This is a genomic window from Rhizobium sp. S163 (genome assembly GCF_030380805.1).
Classification (GTDB): domain Bacteria; phylum Pseudomonadota; class Alphaproteobacteria; order Rhizobiales; family Rhizobiaceae; genus Rhizobium.
Genome location: NZ_JAUDSA010000007.1, coordinates 237,804 through 255,369, shown reverse-complemented (window position 1 = coordinate 255,369; position 17,566 = coordinate 237,804). Strand labels below are relative to the sequence as shown.

Sequence of the window (17,566 nt, the reverse complement as noted above, 5' to 3'; positions counted from 1 at the left end):
CGGAGATGGGTTTGATGCCAATATTCAACGGTGGATGCCTATGTGGTCAGGTCCGTATCGCGGTTCGCGGCGAGCCGAAGCGAGTTGGTATTTGCCACTGTACAGACTGCCGCCAGGAGAGCGGCTCAGCGTTCACCTATTTTGCGGTTTGGCCCGCTGAACAGTTCGAGACCCGCGGAGAGACCAAGGAACATTCCGGACGGTCTTTTTGCTCTCGATGCGGGTCACGCGTCTTTTCAGCGAACGCTGGAGACGCCGAAATCAAATTGGGTTGCCTCTACGATGCTCCGACCAGCCTGGCACCCACCTATGAGCTTTGGGTCAAACGTCGAGAGACTTGGCTTTCGCCGATTACTGGCGCGGAGCAGTTCGATGAAGATCGCAGTTGAAGGCGTGGGAAATCAGGTGAGCTTGCGCAATGCATCGGGTCAATTTGGGCCCGGTCTTCCTGCTTCCTTCCCGGTCGTTTCGCTAACTTCGCATCACCCTCGAAGGATGCCGGCAGCAGGCGCCTCACTGGTGATGGGTCTGGCGTAAAATCCCAAGGCCAGGGACTGAATGCAGAATTACGCACGAGGTAGCGGCGGACATAACAGATAGCCCGCCATCCCCGGCCAACTCGAGGTTCATGCCTGGCGGAAATCTGGGCGGATCTGGTCGAACTATTTAAGGGCGACCCCCTTAGCGGCCAGCCCATCCTTAAGCCTGTCGATAAGTTCATACCGCGTTTCCGACCAATGCGCCGTCTGTGCCCAGTACTGCAATGTCAAAACCGTCTTGTCTGCAGTAAGATCGTTGGAAAAAACTCGAGGTTGAGGTTGTTTCTGAACGCGATGATCCGCGGTCACGATCGACATTATTTCCTTCTTGACCGTATTGGCATCGGTATCGTTGCCAATAGCGACGGATAGCTCTTGTCGCCGGCTGGATTCGCGACTGTGATTGGTTATCGGTGTATTCCACAAGGTAGAGTTGGGTGCCATGAGATAGAGGCCATCCGCAGTCTTCATCTCCGTAGCAAACAAGCCGATTTCCACGATGAAGCCTTTGACGTTTCCCGTCTCGATGTATTCGCCAACCCGCAAAGGCCGAAGAACGAGAAGCATGATTCCGGCCGCGATGTTTTGAAGGGTTCCTTGGAGCGCAAGTCCGACTGCCAGGCCAGCGGCGCCGAGTGCGGCGATGATGGATGCAGTCTGCACGCCAAATTGGCCCAGTACAGTGACGAAGACCAAAACGAGAAGACCGTAGTGCAGCACATTTTCGAAGAACCTTGCCAGAGTTTCGTCGATACCGTGGATCCGCGATATGCCCTGGTAGGCCCATCTGCTGATGATGCCGGATAGCATCCAACCTCCCACGAGCAGGAGGAGGGCTCCGATGATCGAGAACCCGTATTGTACGGCAAGAGCGGTGGCTTGGGTAAACGCAGTCCGTGTGGCGACGATAACGTTTGCGGCTGGTGTTTCCATGGAACTTGCCCCTGCTGTTTGTGGCTTGTAAGAAGAGAACCCTGTTCGGGCGGCCCGGTTCCCTCTTTGTCGCGGGCAAAGCCAACTAGGACCATTCATTCAGCCTGAAGATTCCATTTGGTTGCCGATCGAGCGAGCGCAATTTGCGGCGGGGCCAGTCGCGAAGCGAGGCTGAATTTCGGCCTGTATGGAGCAGAGTTTTCAACAGAGGCAACATAGAACTCATGTTTAAACGGCGTTGTATCCGTCCGACGTGTCGCCATGCTTTTGGAGATCTTCCTTCGTGTCGATATCTATAGTGGCTCCCTCACCAATCTCTACCTCGATGATGTCGAGATCCGAGCTTTCGATGAGGCCCTTGGCGCCGCGATCGCCTTGCAATAGCAGGGCCTGCCGATAAAGCGCACCTGGTAGGACGACCGGATTGCCGGGAGTGCCAGCGTGGCTTGCGCGTATCACCGCGCGCCCGTTCGACGTTTCGAACGCGGTAATCAGTTGATCCAGATCGAGTGCGGTAATGGCCGGCATGTCAGCTAATAGTATCAGGATTCCATCATGCTCCATCACTCCGGGGGTTTTCAGGCCGGCGACCAGAGAGCTTGCCATGCCGGATGCGAACTCCGGATTGAACGTGACCGTGATTTCGAGGCCGGCAAGGCAGTCTCCGATTTCTTCATGCCGGAAGCCGGTGACCGCGTAGACGTGTTTGGCCCTGCTTTCGATCGCCTGCAAGGCGACACGCCGCACGAGCGGAACACCGCCAAATGTCGCGAGCAGTTTGTGGCCGATATCAGTCGACATCCGCGTCGATCTGCCAGCGGCGAGAATGACGATGCCCACGGAGATGTCAGATCTGCCCGGCCGACCGGGAAAAACTTGTTCGTTGCTCACGCGGCATGCTCCAATCGAATTTTACCGACGATGGCCGATTGTCAGACCTTCGGGCGAGTGCGTAAACCGTCCATGATCAGGCGAACGATTTTATGCGCCCGCTCGCGCCAGTCGGGGGCGTCTGGGATCGTGTAGATTGCAAAGAGCGTATAGAGAACGTCACTGGCCTCAAGATCATCCTTTACCGTCCCCGCTCTGATTGCGGCACGCAGAAGCTGGTCGAAGGCGGCGGTCATAACCGTCGTTCCATCTGTGAACAGGGCGGAATTCGAGGTGAACAGCAGCTTCAGGCTGCTCGCCATGCCGCGCTTAGCCGCCATGTAACTGACGAAACGGTGCATCCACTTGTCGAGCGCGATATCGGGTGCATTGTCGGCCAAGAGCTCGCTCGCGGCGCCGGCGAGCAATTCAAGTTCACGCCTGTAGACCACCTCGACGAGATGTTCGCGGGTCGGAAAGTGTCGATAAAGCGTACCGATACCGACGCCTGCCCGCCGGGCAATTTCTTCAAGCGATGCATCAGCACCGCGATCAGCAAAGGCTTGCGAGGCGACCTCGACCAGCTTGGCGCGGTTGCGCTGCGCATCTGCTCGTAACTTCGGCCGGTCCTCGGATTGCGATGCATGCTCTTTTGGTAACAATTTCCAACCCCATGACGGGGCTTGACGAAACGACGCCAGCCACTACCTTTAAACGGAGGCTCCTCCGGTTGTCCGGGGTGCCATCCAACTTCTATTGAGGATTGGGATGGATGTCATGTCCAAACTGCTAAAACAGGCGATGAAGCCAACCTGTGCTGGGCGCGGATTCCGAACGGTCTGTCTTTTGACCTTTCAACCGCTAAGGCCTGTAGGAGTGATGTTATGATTTCGCACCATCCAGGCATTCATAACCCAGATCAGGGAAGGACGTTCCGTTGGCGGCAAAACAATTCCTCGTCACCACTTCAACGATCTTCCATCGACGGAGTATTGCCGCTGCCTGCTAGAGCTTTCTCGACGGATTCTGCTATCGAGGTTCTCGATTTCGCGTTGCAGGCCGCACTTGCCGGCCGAAAAGTTACATTGTGCACGCTTGTTGAAATTCGCGGTGGCTCGTCCCGTTCCCTTGGCGCTCATATGGCCGTAACCGACGGTGGCCATTACTGCGGTTATGTCTCCGGAGGGTGTACCGAAGCCGCTGTCGCTGCCGAAGCTTTGCAAGCGATGTCCAAAGGATCTGATCGGTTCGTCATGCTGGGCGAGGGCTCCCGGTTCTTTGATATCGTCTTGCCATGTGGAGGCGGGGTCACTGTTGCCGTTCACATTTTGCGGGACATTGGACCAATTCGAAAAGTGATCGAAGGTCTAAACTGTCGCAGAACCGCTGGATTGGCTTATCGTCCGAGCAACCAATCGCTTTCCTTCGTTGCTGGAATGTCGGGTGCCGGTTGGGATAATGAGACTTTTCTGACCTGTTATCGTCCGGCCGTTCGGGTTCTCCTTTCCGGGCGCACGCTGGAGGTCGAGATTGCCGCCAAAGTCTCTCGAGCAGCAGGTTACGAAGTCCTCCTACATGATGCGGTTGTCGGTGAGCTACCTGACGACCGGCTGATCGACGCCGACACTGCCGTAGCGCTTCTACAGCACGATCTTGATCTCGAACTCCCGATCCTCGAAGCCGCTCTACGCGCCCACCCGTTCTATTTGGGCGCTTTGGGCAGCAATCGAACCCACGAGAAGAGGATGGAGCGGCTTCGAGAGCGCGGACATTCGCAGGAGGCGGTCGACCGGATCAAGGCGCCGATCGGCCTGTTCAGTCGCGCCCGTGACGCCCATACGCTTGCGCTCTCGGTGGTCGCGGATATTGCCGCTTGTCGCCAATCCGGACTGATGCCGACCTGAGCAGATCTCATCCGGTGTGCGGGCTTGTTGCCCGGAACCGGCAGAAATCTCTTCTCGCGAGGGATCAAATGGCCGCGAACATCCGTTTCGTTGCTGCGGCTCAACATCGCCAATGCTTTTCAAGCCTCAATGCTCTTCAGTCAAAGGAGATGTCTCATGCATTTTATCATCAATGGAGACGATATCGAGATCGAGGCGGACATCCGCACCTCGTTGCTAGATCTCGTGCGCAATTATCTCGGTTTGATGGGAACCAAGAAGGGTTGTGATCAAGGAGCATGCGGCGCCTGCACCGTTTTGGTGGATGGAGAGCGCATCAATTCCTGTCTGGCCCTGGCGGTCCAGTATCAAGGCCGCAGCATCACCACGGTTGAAGGGCTCGCGGTCAATGGCAACCTCCATCCGCTGCAGCAAGCCTTTATCGAACATGACGGCTTTCAATGCGGCTATTGCACACCGGGCCAGCTCTGTTCCGCCATCGGGATGGCGGGCGAGATCGGACGCAACATCCCGAGCGTCGTGACCGCCGATCTCACCGCGGCCGATACCCCGATCGACGAGCGTGAAATCCGCGAGCGCATGAGCGGCAACCTCTGTCGTTGCGGCGCCTACAACGGCATTGTCGAAGCAATCTCAGAAACGCTGGCTCACCAGACGGCTGCTCCCACCGAGGAAAGGGTACGGGCATGAATATCTTTTCCTATCAGCAGGCGTCGGACGCGGCTTCCGCGATTACCTTGAAAAAAGCCGGCCCCGCCGCAAAATATATTGGCGGTGGCACAAACCTCGTCGATCTGATGCGTGAAACCGTCGAACAGCCGGAGACGCTTGTTGACATCACACACCTGCCCGGCGACATCGAACAGCGCGCCGACGGCAGCCTCCTGATCGGCGCTGCCGCTAAAAACACCGCGCTCGCCGCGCATCCGGCAGTTCGGTCCGATTTCCCGTTGCTCTCGCGCTCGATCCTCGCGGGCGCGAGCGCGCAGATCCGCAACGTCGCCACGGTCGGCGGCAATATTCTGCAACGCACCCGCTGCCGATACTTTTACGACAATGCGGCGCGCTGCAATAAACGCCAGCCACAGGCAGGATGCGACGCGCTTGAAGGGTTCAATCGCTACCACGCAATTCTCGGTGCATCTGATAGCTGTGTCGCCACTCATCCGTCGGACATGTGCGTCGCTCTCGCCGCGCTTGATGCGGTGGTTCATCTGCAGGGTGCGGGCGGCAGCCGCAGCATGCCGCTGGCCAAACTGCACCGTCTGCCAGGCGATCGGCCAGAGATTGAAACGGAACTGCAGCCTGATGAACTGATCACCGCGATCGAAATCCCGCCACTCGATTTTGCGCGTCGCTCGACCTACAGAAAGGTTCGCGACCGCGCCAGCTATGCTTTCGCGCTTATATCGGTCGCCGCTGCGCTCGACATCGACGAAGCGGGCAAGGTGCGTGACGTGCGCCTTGCGCTCGGCGGCGTTGCCCACAAGCCATGGCGAGCCACGAAGGCGGAACTTGCGCTGAAGGGGCAGGTGGCCGGTACGGAGAGCTTCCGAGATTCCGCCGAAGCCGAACTCGCCGATGCCGTCGCTCTTGGCGACAATGGCTTTAAGATTGAATTGGCGAAACGCACAATTGTCGCCGTGCTTGACGAATTGAAGGGAGACAACGCATGAGCGTCCAACCTGAAGCCGATAAAGGCAAACCCGGCCGCTGGCAGCCTGCCGTCACGCCCGATCCGATTTTGCGCAAACATGGTGCTCTCGGACAGCCCGTCTCGCGCGTCGACGGTCCGCTGAAAGTGCAGGGAAAGGCGCGTTTTGCCGCGGAGTTTGCCTATGAAAACATCAGTTATGCGGCTCTCGCCTTCAGCAGCGTCGCGCGCGGCAAAATCACGGAGCTCGACGTGATGGCTGCGGAAGCGGCCCCGGGCGTCATCCTTGTCATGACCTATCACAATGCACCGCGCATGAAGGCGCCGTCGTTGATGATGTCCTCTCCGACGGCCGCGGGCGCCAGCGACCTGCCGGTGATGCAGAATGACGAGATCCACTGGAACGGCCAGCCAATCGCGCTGGTTCTGGCCGAAACACAGGAGCAGGCGGATTATGCCGCCTCGCTGATCAAGGCGAGCTACGCAAGCCTGCCTGCCGTGACTTCGTTCGATGAGGCGAAACAAACGCCGCGGCAGTTGGAAACGCTGCTTGGTCAGCCGCCGGTGCTGGAGATCGGCGATGCCGAAAAAGCGCTCGCCAATGCCGAGTTCAAGGTCGACCTGACCTATCGGACCCCGCGGCACAACCACAATGCCATCGAACTGCATGCGGCGACGGTTGCCTGGAAGGGCGATGCGCTGCACTTGCATGATGCCAGCCAGTTGCTTGATCTGACTGCTGGCCAACTCGGCGATATTTTCGGTCTGGAACCCGGCAAGGTGCGCGTCACCTCGCCCTATGTCGGTGGCGGCTTCGGGGGCAAATGTCTGTGGGATCATCAGATCCTCGCCATCGCTGCCTCGAAACTGGCCGAGCGGCCGGTGCGCATCATGCTGTCACGCGAAGGCGTGTTCCGCGTCGTCGGTGGCCGCACGGTGACGGAACAGCGGGTGGCGCTCGGCGCTCGGGCCGATGGTACGCTGGATGCACTGATCCATACCGGCACCGCTGCGATGACCCTGCACAACTCCTGTCCAGAGCAGTTTACTTTCCCCGCCCGGCATCTCTACGCGGCAAAGACGTTCAAGCTTGCTCAGGATGTCGCCGACATGGACATGCTCGCCAACACCTTCATGCGCGCGCCGGGTGAGTCCGTCGGGACCTTCGCGCTCGAATGTGCAATCGACGAGCTGGCGGAAAAACTTGGCCTCGATCCGATCGAACTGCGTCGCCGGATCGAGCCGGAAAAAGACCCGACCACCGGCAAGGCATTTTCGTCGCGCTACCTGACCGAAGCTTATGGGAAAGGAGCGGAGATTTTTGGATGGCGTGACCGCAGCCGAACGCCGCGGGAAAGACGCGAAGGCGAATGGCTCATTGGCATGGGTTGCGCAACCGCGACCTATCCCTACCATCGCTTCCCTGGTGGCGCGGCGAAGATCAGGTTGACAGCAGATGGTCACGTAACCGTATCGACCGCCGTGCATGACATGGGGATGGGCACTGCGACAGCCCAAGCTCAACATATCGCGGCCCGCCTCGGGGTGTCGATGGCGGACGTCACCTTTGAATATGGCGACAGCAGCTTACCGCGTGGCGTAATTGCGGGTGGATCGACGCAAACGGCATCGATCGGTGGTGCGGTGATTGCGGCGACTGAAGTCTTTGTCGAGGAATTGATCAAGCTCGCTGGTAACGACTCGCCATTGGCTGGCCTGTCGCTCGCCGATGTCGAGACACGCGACGGTGGCCTAAGTCATCGCGACGATCAAAGCCGGTTTGAGAGCTATCAGTCTATTCTCAACCGTGCCGGACGCTCTGAATTGGTCTGTCAGGCAGAGGCACCGCCACCGGCGGAAATGGAGGCTTTCTCCATGCACTCTTACGGCGCTCAGTTTTGTGAGGTGCGGGTTAGTGCTGTAACGGGAGAAATCCGTGTGTCGCGTTTTCTCGGATCCTTCGACGCCGGGCAGATACTAAATGCCAAGACGGCAACCAGCCAGTTCAAGGGGGGCATCGTGATGGGCATTGGCCTGGCGCTTACGGAAGAGACAAATTTCGATGAGCGGACCGGCCGGATAGTCAATGCCTCGCTGGCCGAATATCACGTGCCGGTGCAGATGGACGTTCCTAAGATCGACATACTTTACACAAACATACCCGATCCGCAGGCGCCGATGGGTGCTCGCGGGATCGGCGAGATCGGCATTACCGGGGTCGGCGCGGCCGTTGCGAACGCAGTTTACAACGCGACCGGCATCCGGGTGCGTGACCTGCCGATCACGCTGGACAAGGTGTTGTGAACGATGGCTATCGACATTTAGCAGATCAGGGAGCGATGGTCGTCGTCAATTGACGTCACGCTGGTGCGCAAGCATACGAGCAAATCCTGGCGCCCACTGACGAAATCCAGACTTTTGAGTGGGAGCCTGAAGGGTTTCTCGTAGGCGCAACTGCGGCTGCTGGAGTGGGGGCAAGTCACGCCGCGGGGTGCAGGCTGCAGAGTGGTTGCATTTTCTCCGATTGCGGCGTGACCGAACGGCAACAGCTCGCCAATTCAGGTGAACCCGGGTCGGTCCGCTATTCCAATTGGTGGCAAGCGATGTAGGTACCTAACGGTTTTTCAGCCGAGGTCCTATGCGTATTGCGATCCTTTTTGTTCTACTTGTATTGTCGTCTTGCGCCCGCCCGGGGCCTGAGACCCTGGCGCTGGTTACCAAGCCAGCGGGGCAAAAGACCGTTACCATCCTTGTAGCCTCGGTCCGCGTTCCAGCAGACAGTCCTTCCTATGCGTTCACAGCCGGGCGTGCCGATAGACTGCGGTATCGCGAGGTAACGATCGCCATCCCTCCTGCACACAAGCCTCCGGAGATCGAGTGGCCTAAAGGAAAGCCCGATCCGAGAAAATCATTTGCCGTTGTTGAAAGAAAAGATCTCACTAGGGACCAGTTTGTCGCTGCAGCCCACTCCAACGGAGCCTCGGCTCAGTCGGCAGGCATCTTCATCCATGGTTACAACTACAACTACCAAGAAGCGCTCTTTCGCCTTGCTCAAATGTCGGCCGATTCCGGCGTGAGCGGCTCGCCAATTCTTTTTGATTGGCCGTCTCAGGCCACCATCACCGGATATGTCGCTGACCGAGACTCAGCAGCATTTGCCCGCGACGACCTCGTCTCAGTTCTCACCGATCTCGGAAAATCCAACGTCAGAACCACGTTGCTGGCACACAGTATGGGCGCTTGGTTGGCAGTGGAGTCAATTCGGCAACTTAGCCTAATGGGGCGAGAGGACGTGCTTGGCAAGATTGACCAGGTCGTGCTAGCTGCTCCCGACATTGATGTCGACCTCCTAAGAAAGCAGCTTGCTGCAACCAAACCACTTTCCCACCCGATGGTCATCCTCGCATCGAAAGATGATTTGGCGCTTGCTCTTTCCAAGCGATTGGCAGGGTCAGCGGCTACTGCCGGATCGCTCGATATCGCCGACCCCAGAACCAAGAAACTAGCGAAAGAGGAGAATTTGGAAGTCATAGACATTTCGTCGCTGCCGTCCGTCGGAGGCACAAACCACGACCGTTTTGCGGCGTTGGCGGCTGTTTATCCTCAGCTTCAGAATACGGGTAACGAAAACACTGTTGCTGGTACGGGTGCTGTAGTGCTCAATGGCGTGGGTGCGGTCGTGTCGGCTCCCTTCCGCATCGGTGGCACTCTCCTAGCGCACTAACATTCAAATTGCGCGCATGCCGTGGTCCCGAGACAAATCCGATGGATCGGTCATCCCGTCCTCGATGAGTTGAAAGATCCGCACGGTCGCGACAGTCGTAGCTGCCACCTCATTTTATGTTTGTTTACGCCAAGCAGCGCGACAAACTCTGCTGAATATGCATCTAACTAACAGCCCCATCGACGCGAACTTTCGATGGGGCGGTTTCGGTTCCGAATTTAGACAAGCGGTCCGCGGCTCGTCAGGAGGATATCCTCGTCATCGTCGCGCTGGCGACCGCCGAGGGCGGCAGCGGCACTCGAGATGAAAGCGCCGATAAGGAGCGAGATCGATCCGATGAGCGCCGTTGTGGCGGCAGCCTTGCGAGCCTTGTCGGCGGCAGCCTGAGTGGCGACCCTGGCATCGTCGATCTGCTTCAACACGGTATCAACGCGGGCACGGGCGTCTGTCTCCGACAATCCGGTGCGAGCGGCAACGATGTTCGCGATGTAGCTCTTGTCACTCTCCGGTACTTCGCCCTTTGCGGCATCGTTCAGTAGAATTCGCGAAACCTCGGCCGCAGCCGCGCCGTCATCCCTTGAAGCATTCGCGCTAACGCGCTCGGGCCGCAAAAGGGCGTCGGTGAAGTAGGACGTTGAGAGATCTGGCAATGTCGAGGTCGAAGACGCCGCAGCAGCCGTTCCTGCTGTGCCGGCCGCGGTAACCGCCACACCCGCGGCACTTGCCCCTGCGCTGGCAAGCGAGGTCAGCGACGAAGCAAGAAAACCGACCACGAACACGGTCGCCACAGCCCAACTGATAAAACCGTGGGCCGTATCGCGGAAGAACACTTCTTCCGTATGGATGGCCGCCCATTTCGTGCGCAGCCGTCCAGTCAGGTAGCCGCCAAGGGCCGACGAGAGCCACTGTACAACAATGAGCCAGATCGCAGCTGTTACGCCGACCGTTGCTGCCGAACTGCTCTCACCCGACCATGGCGATACCATCGTCAAGCCAACGCCAGACCCAAGGAGTAAAAGGATGAGGGTAACGCCAACTGCGGCAAAGGCACCACCTAAAATAGGGCCCCATGACACGGCGGATTTGGAGGATTCGACTGGAAGCGTGCCCTGTGTTTGCGAAAGAGACATCGTTCTTCTCCTAACGCATGAAGATAGCGAGGAGGATGATGATCGGCAGTGGAACGCCAAGAAGCCAGAGTAGAATGCCGCGACCCATGATGAATTCTCCAATTGATATGCATAGTTTGCGATCGTCTAACGTCGGCTTTGCTTAAGAGTTCCGAAGGCGCGTCTGGGTTGAGATGGTATGCAAAGGTGTTGGATGCCCGAACGGGCGTTTGCAGATGTAGATACCGGATCAATTTCGGGATTTGGTGTGCTTCCAGTAGCAAAGTTCTCGTCTGGAACACGTCTCGCCGACGCCTCGATCGAGCCTTGATCACTATCGGCAGGTCTTACGCTCTGACCCGGCCTTGATGGGCATTGCTCCAACCGTCAGTCCTATTTGTGAGAAATGCCGGGACCTTTTATCGCCGTGGGCGTTGTTCTCTAACGATCGCGTCGCGAGCGGGTTGCCCGGTATTCCAGGCTCGTTCACGAAGAAGCGACAGGAGTGGTCCTGTTGTGAGCGAGCTTCTACAGGAGGCTGAGCATGGTCATGAAAAACAACGACGCCGGACCCCCGAGTGTCACAGAAACCGCCACGGAGGCCCGTCAGGGCAGTTATGGCAAGCCGGTTTTCATCGTTCTCGTTTGTGGCATGCTGTTAGCACTGCTCGCTTGGGGGGGGGTGGAAATTTGGGGCGAGAGCATTGATCGGGACGCTGGTCAGACGGCGTCAACAAAGCCCGATCCGATCAATTCACAGCCATCGGGGCCCGGCGCTTTCGACAACAACGCAGCCGACGGCAGCAGTCGTCCCCCTGAGGCCACAGACACGTCGCCTACGCCGAGTGGTAGCGGCAGCGGCCAGACGCAGGTCACCACGCCCAATGGAACCGAGAAAACCAAGTAACCACGAGCCCATTTTCATCGAATGATTGCTACTCTCAACGATCAATGGAGGCCGCCGACACCGAGCAATCGTTCTACAGCCACGTGGTCCTGCGACAGCGCTTGCGGTGTGCCGCTCCAGGCAAGCCGCCCTCGTTCCAGAATAATCACCTGATCGGCGAATTCCAGCGCGCTTTGGATGCGCTGCTCGACGAGCAGGATGGTCATGTCGCCGGTCTTGGCAAGTTGGGAGAAAGCCATCATCAGTTCTTCGCATATGACGGGCGCCAGCCCCTCCAACGGCTCGTCCAACAACAGTACCGAGGGTCTGCCGAGAATGGAGCGCGCGGTGGAAAGCATTTGCTGCTCGCCGCCGGAAAGCTGGTTGCCGAGATTGCGGCGGCGCTCCTTGAGACGCGGAAACATCTGGTATGCCTCCTCCAGCGCCGTCCTGGGGCGTCCCTTCAGGCCAACGAAGAGGTTCTCCTCGACTGTCAGTGTCGGGAAGATGCAGCGCGCCTGCGGCACATAGCCCAATCCGCTGTGCGCTCTCGACGCGCTCGGCATCGCCGTGACATCGGCGGAGCCAAGCCTGATGCGTCCATCGTAGCGTCTCGTCTGGCCGGCAAGCGTCGCAAGCAGCGTGGTTTTGCCCATGCCGTTGCGGCCGAGCACCGCAAGGCGCGCCCCGGCTGGAACCGAGAAGGAAACCTGTTCGAGGACGCGGGTAGGGCCATATCCGGCCGACAGGTTCTCGACCTCAAGCGACGTCGCTGGCATTGGCATAGCTCCCAAGATAGGCTTCGCGCACGCGGGCATCCCGAGTGACATCGGCGGGCGAACCGTCGAAAATGATGGCGCCGGCGGCGAGCACAATCACACGCTTGGCGAAGCGAAAGACGAGGTCCATGTCGTGCTCGATCATTAGCACGGCAAGATCGGCAGGCAGGTCTGCCAACGCCTGTTCGATACGTCCGGTGTCGCTCTGTGGCACGCCGGCGGCTGGTTCGTCGAGCAGGAGAACCTTAGGCTTAAGCGCCATGGCGACGGCGATCTCCAGCAGGCGCTGCTGGCCGTAGGCGATCTCGTTGACCTTGCGGTGCATCAGGTTCTCGAGGCCCAGCGTGTGCAGCATGCCGGTCACCTCGTCCATGACACCGGGCATCGATAGGAAGTTGCCGAACATGCGGCCCGTCCGTCCGTCTCGCTGCAGGATAGCAAGCGCGACGTGCTCGGCCGACGTCATGTCCTGGAAAAGCCGGGTGACCTGGAAGGAGCGGACCAGTCCACGCTTGACGCGGCCGGCCGCATCCACCCGGGTCACGGTCTCGCCCCCCAGGCGGACATCACCGGAATCGGGCGCCAGATTGCCGGTGACAAGATTGACGAAGGTGGTCTTGCCCGCGCCGTTCGGGCCGATCAGCGCGACGCGGTCGCCCGGCTGCATCGAGATCGAGACGTCGTTGGTGACGGCTAGGCCGCCGAAGGATTTCTTCAGGTTGGCGACTTCGAAGACGGCGCTCATTCCGCAGCCTCCTTGCGTCGCGAAAGCAGGGCGGCGGCCGTTCCGTAAATGCCCTTCGGTGCGAAGAGTACGACGACAATCAGCAGCGCGCCGACCATGGTCAGCCAGTGGAAGGGATTGGCGGCCGACACGTAATCCTCAAACAGCATGAAGATCACGGTTCCCGAGAGCGCGCCGAACAGCGAGCCGGTGCCGCCGAGCACGAGCATGACGAGGCTTTCGGCCGAGAGGGTGAAGGACAGGCTGTCGAGGCCGACGACCTGGGTCGAGATCGCGGTCAGCGCCCCGCCAACCCCGGCGACCGCGCCCGATATCACATACATTTTCATCAGCGCGACCTTGGGCGATGCGCCCATCGCCTTGATGCGCAGCGGGTCTTCCTTGATACCACGGCAGAGCATGCCGAAGGGAGAGCGCACCAGCAGGCGCAGCAATATGAAAACGGCAAGTAACAGCACGACGCCGAATACATAGGCGGTGTGGCCATAGAGATCGAACTCGAAATAGCCGAGCAAAGGATCGGCGGAAATGCCGGACAGGCCGTCGCTGCCGCCCGTCCAGGAGGAGGCCTTGTTGGCCAACTCGTGGAAGAGGTTGATCAGCGCGATCGACAGTACCAGCTGCGGCAACCCATGGGCACGCAGGATGATCGCGCCACAGATCAGCCCCGCGACCGCGCCGCCCAGGATCCCTGCCAGCGTCATCAACAGCGGATCGGTGATGCCATAATGAGCGGATACGATCCCCGCCGCATAGGCGCCGCTGCCGAACAGCGCGGCGTGGCCGAGTGTGGCGATGCCGCAATAGCCGGTGACGAGGTCGAGCGACAGCACCAGCAGCGCAATGGCGATGATGCGCGTCAAAAGCGCCAGATTGTCGGGAAACAGCACGTAGCCGATTCCGGCAAGCAGAATGATTACGGCGATGCCCGCGAGATCGCGTCCCGCGGAGCGGTGACGTCGGACAGCAGCAGCGGTCGTGTCGGTACTGGTATTCATGGCGAGCGTCACCCTATTTCGCCCTTCCGGCAAAGCCGCGCGGGAAAATGCAGATGATGGCGATAACGGCGAGATAGAAGAAAAACTCGCCGAACTCGGGCATCAGGTATCGGCCGGTCGTGTCGATGCCGCCAAGCACCAGGCAGGCGATCAACGCACCGGGGATCGAGCCAGCGCCGCCGACCGAGACGACGACCAGGAAAGTCACCATATAGCGCAGCGCGTAATAGGGCTCGACCGGCAGCAGTTCGGCTCCCACGACGCCGCCGAAGGCGGCGAGGCCGACGGCGACAGCAAAACTCAGCGCGTATATGATTTCGGTTCGCACTCCAAGTGCCGCGGCCATGGCGGCATTGTCGACCGAGGCCCGCAGTTTCACCCCGAAGCTCGTGCGTTCGATCGTGAACCAAAGTGCTACGGCGACGCCAAGGCCGCAAACGATCGCGAAGAGCCGGTGAACCGGGATGGTGCGGAAGCCCAGATTGGCGGAGCCCTGTAGGCCTTCAGGCAGCGGAATGGTTTTCAGCGTCGGCCCCATCGCATAGTTGGCGATGCCGATGATGCAAAAGGTGATGCCGATCGTCATCAGCACCTGCGTCAACTCAGGCGCCCCGTATATGCGGCGATAAAGGAAACGCTCCATCGGAATGGCAATGATGATCGTGCCGACCACGGCGGCGATGACGCCGATGCCATAACCAAGCCCAAGGTCGCGCACCGCATAGGAGGCAATATAGCCACCGATCATCGCAAAGGCGCCGTGCGCGAGGTTGACGACCCGCATCAGGCCCATGGTCACCGAAAGGCCGATCGAGATCACGAACAGCACCATGCCATAGGCGAGCGCGTCGACGGCTATGCTGAAGACAGTTTGCATGGGTTCGGTATGGTCCTTGTTATCGGCAGGCGGCGATCAAGATAGCGAGGTGCCCGCGCCCCCCCCCCATCTGCCTGCCCGCACCTTCTCCCCCAGGGGAGAAGGGATTTCTGAGTTAGCCACTCGTTCTCCTCCTCCCAGCGGGGAGAGGGTAGGGTGAGGGGCTACGGACGCAAAGGCCCGCCGGCGGCGTTGCTCACTTCATAGCAGCAAGGCCCGGATCGCCCTGCTTCTCGAAGGTCTGGATTTCCTTGTTGATGAACTTGCCGTCGTCACCCTTGGCAACCTCGCGCAGATAGATGTTCTGCGTGATGTGGCGGCTCTCGGGATCGATGGAAACAGGACCGCGCGGGCTGGTCCAGGTAAGGCCCTTGACCGCGTCGACAGCTTTTTGCGCATCCTGCTTGCCGCCGGTCGCTTCGATCATCTTGTAGATGACATGCATGCCGTCATAGGCGCCGACAGCAGGGAAGGTGAGTTCCGCCGGGTTACCGATCGCCTTGTTGGCCGCCTCGACGAAAGCCTTGTTCTCAGGGGAATCGTGCGAGACAGCGTAGTGGAAGGTGGTGAGCATGCCGAGTGCCGCATCGCCGAGCGCCGGCAGGTCGGATTCCTGCGTCAGGTCGCCGGGGGCGAAGAGCTGGATATTGGCGCCCTTCAGCCCGTTCTCGTTATAGGCCTTGACGAAGCCGAGCGTCGTCGGGCCTGACGGCAGGAAGGCGAAAACCCCTTGAGCGCCGGAATCCTTGATGCGCTGCATGATCGGGCTGAAATCGTTGGTCGCAAGCGGCATGCGGATCGCCTCGACGACTTCGCCGCCCGCCTTCTCAAAGCCCGCCTTGAAGGCGTTTTCGGCGTCGACGCCCGGTCCGTAGTCGCTGACTACCGAGATGATCTTTTTGACGCCCTTGTCAAAGGCAACCTGCGCCATCGGTGTCGATGTCTGCCAAGTTGTAAAGGAGGTGCGCACGACCAACGGGCTCTTTGTGACGATAGCAGAGGTCGCAGCGTTCATGACCACCAGCGGCGTATTGGCCTGCTTCAGGATCGGCGTGACGGCCATCGCATCAGGGGTGAAATAGAAGCCAGCCAGATACTGGACCTTTTCCTTGACCACCATCTCCTGGGCGAGCGACTTCGACTGCGCGGGGTCGGCGGCCGGGAGGTCGCGATAGATGATCTCGACCGTGTTATCGCCGACCTTGTTTCCGTTGGTCGCCATGTAGGCGTCGATCCCGGCCTTGAAATTCTTGCCCTGCAAGGCGAACGGACCGGAGAACGGCCCCACTACGCCGACCTTGATCGTGTCGGCATAAGCGCCCGAACCCATGAGCAGGGCCGCGGCGGCGGCCAGAAGCAGCTTCCTCATTCTTCTCTCTCCCTTTTAGGCGACTCCAACGCCTTAGTTTTCAGGCCAGTTTGTCATGCAAAACGGTAATGTAAAATGAAATAAAGGCCTCAAGTCATGTCCTGTGGGTTATGGATCAGCGGATCCCAGGCGGCTTACATTGCCCGCCAGTTCGTGCGCCAGCCGCAGCGCGGCACCCGTGGAAATTGCCATCTGTGGCAGGACCAGCCATTCGAGCGTCCAGGCCGCACCGGAGCGCTCCTGTTCATGCACCATCGAATGGTGGATCGCGGATATCTGTGTCGCGTTGAAGCGCGCCAGTGCTACCAGCGTCTCGGCCGCGACCGGGTTCTGCTTGTGCGCCATGGCGGATGACGCGCCACCACCCGTCAGGCCGATCTCGTCTCCGGCCTGCGCCATCAGCGCGACGTCCTGGCCGAACTTGCCGAGGTTGCCCGAAATCTGCGTGAGCAGACCGGCAAATTCCGCGATGACGGCCCGTTGGCTCTGCCATTGCTGGATATCGACGAGACCAAGCTCTTGTGCCAGCGAGCTCCGCACCGTTGCTGCCTTTTCGCCGAGTTTATCGAGCGTCCCGGCCGCCCCTCCGAACTGCAGGGGAAAGCGCAGCGCAGTCAGTGTCTCGCGGTAGCCGCCCAGAGGCGCGTGCCATGCGCGCAGCCGGTCGGCGACAGTGATGGGAATTGCCGCCTGCATGCGGGTCCGGCCCATCAGCGGCCTGTCGCCGAAGGCTTGGTGGAGCTCCGTGAAACGCAGCTCAAGTGCCGCAAGACGGGCTGCGAAAACGAATGCGACGGGCTTCAGCCTCAACATCAGGCTGCTATCGATGACATCTTGGCTCGTGGCGCCGACATGGACGTGAGGGGACGCGTCGCCGATGGCGGCACGCAGCTGGCGAACGAGTTCGGGAACGACGACGCCGTCGCGGGCAGTAGCGGCGCGAAGAGCGGGAACGTCAGTGCTCAAGGCGGCGCAGGCGGCGGAAATCGTCTGCGCTGCAGGCTCAGGGATGACGCCATGGATTGCCTCGGCGCGCGCAAGTGCCGCCTCGAATTGCAACATCGCGCGAATATCGGCTTCGGCCGTGAACCAGGCCGATGTCTCCTCGTCGCCGACAAGGCCGGAAAGAAATGGGTGATCGAAGGCAGTCGCGCCCATGTGTCGTCTCATCGTTCGTGG

17 protein-coding genes are annotated in these 17,566 nt (G+C 59.7%); 7 read left to right on the top strand and 10 right to left on the bottom strand.

What is annotated here, in order from left to right; all coding sequences use genetic code 11:
* Positions 1–14 precede the first annotated feature (14 nt).
* A complete protein-coding gene (locus QTL96_RS09870) occupies positions 15–389 on the top strand; it encodes a GFA family protein (protein ID WP_289727622.1) in 375 nt (124 codons plus the stop codon).
* A 273-nt stretch (positions 390–662) separates the two neighbouring features.
* Here the strand turns inward: QTL96_RS09870 and QTL96_RS09865 are convergent, their stop codons facing one another.
* The 3 genes from QTL96_RS09865 to QTL96_RS09855 all read right to left on the bottom strand — a co-directional run bounded on the left by QTL96_RS09865 (position 663) and on the right by QTL96_RS09855 (position 3,004).
* Complete coding sequence (locus QTL96_RS09865) at positions 663–1,472, bottom strand: mechanosensitive ion channel domain-containing protein (protein WP_112943108.1); 810 nt, start codon at positions 1,470–1,472, stop codon at positions 663–665.
* A gap of 228 nt (positions 1,473–1,700) precedes the next feature.
* The gene (locus QTL96_RS09860; RefSeq protein ID WP_289727621.1) at positions 1,701–2,312 is read right to left on the bottom strand and encodes a nucleotidyltransferase family protein; all 612 of its coding nucleotides are present in this window, start codon (positions 2,310–2,312) and stop codon (positions 1,701–1,703) included.
* A 92-nt stretch (positions 2,313–2,404) separates the two neighbouring features.
* Positions 2,405–3,004, bottom strand: a complete 600-nt coding sequence (locus QTL96_RS09855; protein ID WP_113197827.1) for a TetR/AcrR family transcriptional regulator — start codon at positions 3,002–3,004, stop codon at positions 2,405–2,407.
* A 222-nt stretch (positions 3,005–3,226) separates the two neighbouring features.
* On the opposite strand from QTL96_RS09855, the gene QTL96_RS09850 reads away from it, so the two are divergent.
* The 5 genes from QTL96_RS09850 (at position 3,227) to QTL96_RS09830 (ending at position 9,624) form a co-directional block, all read left to right on the top strand.
* Positions 3,227–4,246 (top strand): XdhC family protein, encoded by a 1,020-nt coding sequence (locus tag QTL96_RS09850; RefSeq protein ID WP_289727620.1) that lies wholly within the window; start codon positions 3,227–3,229, stop codon positions 4,244–4,246.
* 156 nt (positions 4,247–4,402) lie between these two features.
* Positions 4,403–4,936, top strand: a complete 534-nt coding sequence (locus tag QTL96_RS09845) for a 2Fe-2S iron-sulfur cluster-binding protein (protein ID WP_113197825.1) — start codon at positions 4,403–4,405, stop codon at positions 4,934–4,936.
* Positions 4,933–5,922 carry a xanthine dehydrogenase family protein subunit M gene (locus tag QTL96_RS09840; protein ID WP_289727619.1) on the top strand — a complete coding sequence of 330 codons (990 nt, stop codon included), beginning with the start codon at positions 4,933–4,935 and terminating at the stop codon, positions 5,920–5,922. The genes QTL96_RS09845 and QTL96_RS09840 overlap by 4 nt, the downstream gene beginning before the upstream one ends.
* Positions 5,919–8,204 carry a xanthine dehydrogenase family protein molybdopterin-binding subunit gene (locus tag QTL96_RS09835; RefSeq protein WP_289727618.1) on the top strand — a complete coding sequence of 762 codons (2,286 nt, stop codon included), beginning with the start codon at positions 5,919–5,921 and terminating at the stop codon, positions 8,202–8,204. Before QTL96_RS09840 ends, QTL96_RS09835 begins: the two co-directional genes overlap by 4 nt.
* Before the next feature lie 334 nt (positions 8,205–8,538).
* Positions 8,539–9,624, top strand: coding sequence for an alpha/beta fold hydrolase (locus QTL96_RS09830; RefSeq protein ID WP_289727617.1), 1,086 nt, complete (start codon positions 8,539–8,541; stop codon positions 9,622–9,624).
* Between the two features lie 218 nt (positions 9,625–9,842).
* On the opposite strand, the gene QTL96_RS09825 is transcribed toward QTL96_RS09830, so the two are convergent.
* Positions 9,843–10,754 (bottom strand): hypothetical protein, encoded by a 912-nt coding sequence (locus QTL96_RS09825; RefSeq protein WP_289727616.1) that lies wholly within the window; start codon positions 10,752–10,754, stop codon positions 9,843–9,845.
* Positions 10,755–11,277: 523 nt separating this feature from the next.
* Here QTL96_RS09825 and QTL96_RS09820 point away from each other — a divergent pair.
* Complete coding sequence (locus QTL96_RS09820; RefSeq protein WP_289727615.1) at positions 11,278–11,640, top strand: hypothetical protein; 363 nt, start codon at positions 11,278–11,280, stop codon at positions 11,638–11,640.
* A 41-nt stretch (positions 11,641–11,681) separates the two neighbouring features.
* Here QTL96_RS09820 and QTL96_RS09815 read toward each other — a convergent pair whose 3' ends face one another.
* From QTL96_RS09815 to QTL96_RS09790, 6 genes are all read right to left on the bottom strand, one after another.
* Positions 11,682–12,398 (bottom strand): ABC transporter ATP-binding protein, encoded by a 717-nt coding sequence (locus QTL96_RS09815; RefSeq protein ID WP_112820843.1) that lies wholly within the window; start codon positions 12,396–12,398, stop codon positions 11,682–11,684.
* Complete coding sequence (locus QTL96_RS09810) at positions 12,379–13,143, bottom strand: ABC transporter ATP-binding protein (RefSeq protein ID WP_289727614.1); 765 nt, start codon at positions 13,141–13,143, stop codon at positions 12,379–12,381. The genes QTL96_RS09815 and QTL96_RS09810 overlap by 20 nt, the downstream gene beginning before the upstream one ends.
* Complete coding sequence (locus QTL96_RS09805) at positions 13,140–14,141, bottom strand: branched-chain amino acid ABC transporter permease (protein ID WP_289727613.1); 1,002 nt, start codon at positions 14,139–14,141, stop codon at positions 13,140–13,142. The genes QTL96_RS09810 and QTL96_RS09805 overlap by 4 nt, the downstream gene beginning before the upstream one ends.
* Positions 14,142–14,154: 13 nt before the next feature.
* Complete coding sequence (locus tag QTL96_RS09800) at positions 14,155–15,018, bottom strand: branched-chain amino acid ABC transporter permease (RefSeq protein ID WP_113197817.1); 864 nt, start codon at positions 15,016–15,018, stop codon at positions 14,155–14,157.
* Positions 15,019–15,214: 196 nt separating this feature from the next.
* Positions 15,215–16,387 (bottom strand): ABC transporter substrate-binding protein, encoded by a 1,173-nt coding sequence (locus tag QTL96_RS09795; protein WP_289727612.1) that lies wholly within the window; start codon positions 16,385–16,387, stop codon positions 15,215–15,217.
* Positions 16,388–16,495: 108 nt separating this feature from the next.
* A complete protein-coding gene (locus QTL96_RS09790) occupies positions 16,496–17,545 on the bottom strand; it encodes a 3-carboxy-cis,cis-muconate cycloisomerase (protein ID WP_289727611.1) in 1,050 nt (349 codons plus the stop codon).
* Between the last annotated feature and the right edge of the window lie 21 nt (positions 17,546–17,566).

Excerpts from the sequence above, each read along its gene's own strand:
- QTL96_RS09870 (WP_289727622.1), top strand. The coding sequence starts at position 15 with ATGCCAATATTCAACGGTGGATGCCTATGTGGTCAGGTCCGTATCGCG.
- QTL96_RS09865 (WP_112943108.1), bottom strand. The coding sequence starts at position 1,472 with ATGGAAACACCAGCCGCAAACGTTATCGTCGCCACACGGACTGCGTTT.
- QTL96_RS09850 (WP_289727620.1), top strand. The coding sequence starts at position 3,227 with ATGATTTCGCACCATCCAGGCATTCATAACCCAGATCAGGGAAGGACG.
- QTL96_RS09845 (WP_113197825.1), top strand. The coding sequence starts at position 4,403 with ATGCATTTTATCATCAATGGAGACGATATCGAGATCGAGGCGGACATC.
- QTL96_RS09840 (WP_289727619.1), top strand. The coding sequence starts at position 4,933 with ATGAATATCTTTTCCTATCAGCAGGCGTCGGACGCGGCTTCCGCGATT.
- QTL96_RS09835 (WP_289727618.1), top strand. The coding sequence starts at position 5,919 with ATGAGCGTCCAACCTGAAGCCGATAAAGGCAAACCCGGCCGCTGGCAG.
- QTL96_RS09830 (WP_289727617.1), top strand. The coding sequence starts at position 8,539 with ATGCGTATTGCGATCCTTTTTGTTCTACTTGTATTGTCGTCTTGCGCC.
- QTL96_RS09825 (WP_289727616.1), bottom strand. The coding sequence starts at position 10,754 with ATGTCTCTTTCGCAAACACAGGGCACGCTTCCAGTCGAATCCTCCAAA.
- QTL96_RS09820 (WP_289727615.1), top strand. The coding sequence starts at position 11,278 with ATGGTCATGAAAAACAACGACGCCGGACCCCCGAGTGTCACAGAAACC.
- QTL96_RS09815 (WP_112820843.1), bottom strand. The coding sequence starts at position 12,398 with ATGCCAGCGACGTCGCTTGAGGTCGAGAACCTGTCGGCCGGATATGGC.
- QTL96_RS09810 (WP_289727614.1), bottom strand. The coding sequence starts at position 13,143 with ATGAGCGCCGTCTTCGAAGTCGCCAACCTGAAGAAATCCTTCGGCGGC.
- QTL96_RS09805 (WP_289727613.1), bottom strand. The coding sequence starts at position 14,141 with ATGAATACCAGTACCGACACGACCGCTGCTGCTGTCCGACGTCACCGC.
- QTL96_RS09800 (WP_113197817.1), bottom strand. The coding sequence starts at position 15,018 with ATGCAAACTGTCTTCAGCATAGCCGTCGACGCGCTCGCCTATGGCATG.
- QTL96_RS09795 (WP_289727612.1), bottom strand. The coding sequence starts at position 16,387 with ATGAGGAAGCTGCTTCTGGCCGCCGCCGCGGCCCTGCTCATGGGTTCG.
- QTL96_RS09790 (WP_289727611.1), bottom strand. The coding sequence starts at position 17,545 with ATGGGCGCGACTGCCTTCGATCACCCATTTCTTTCCGGCCTTGTCGGC.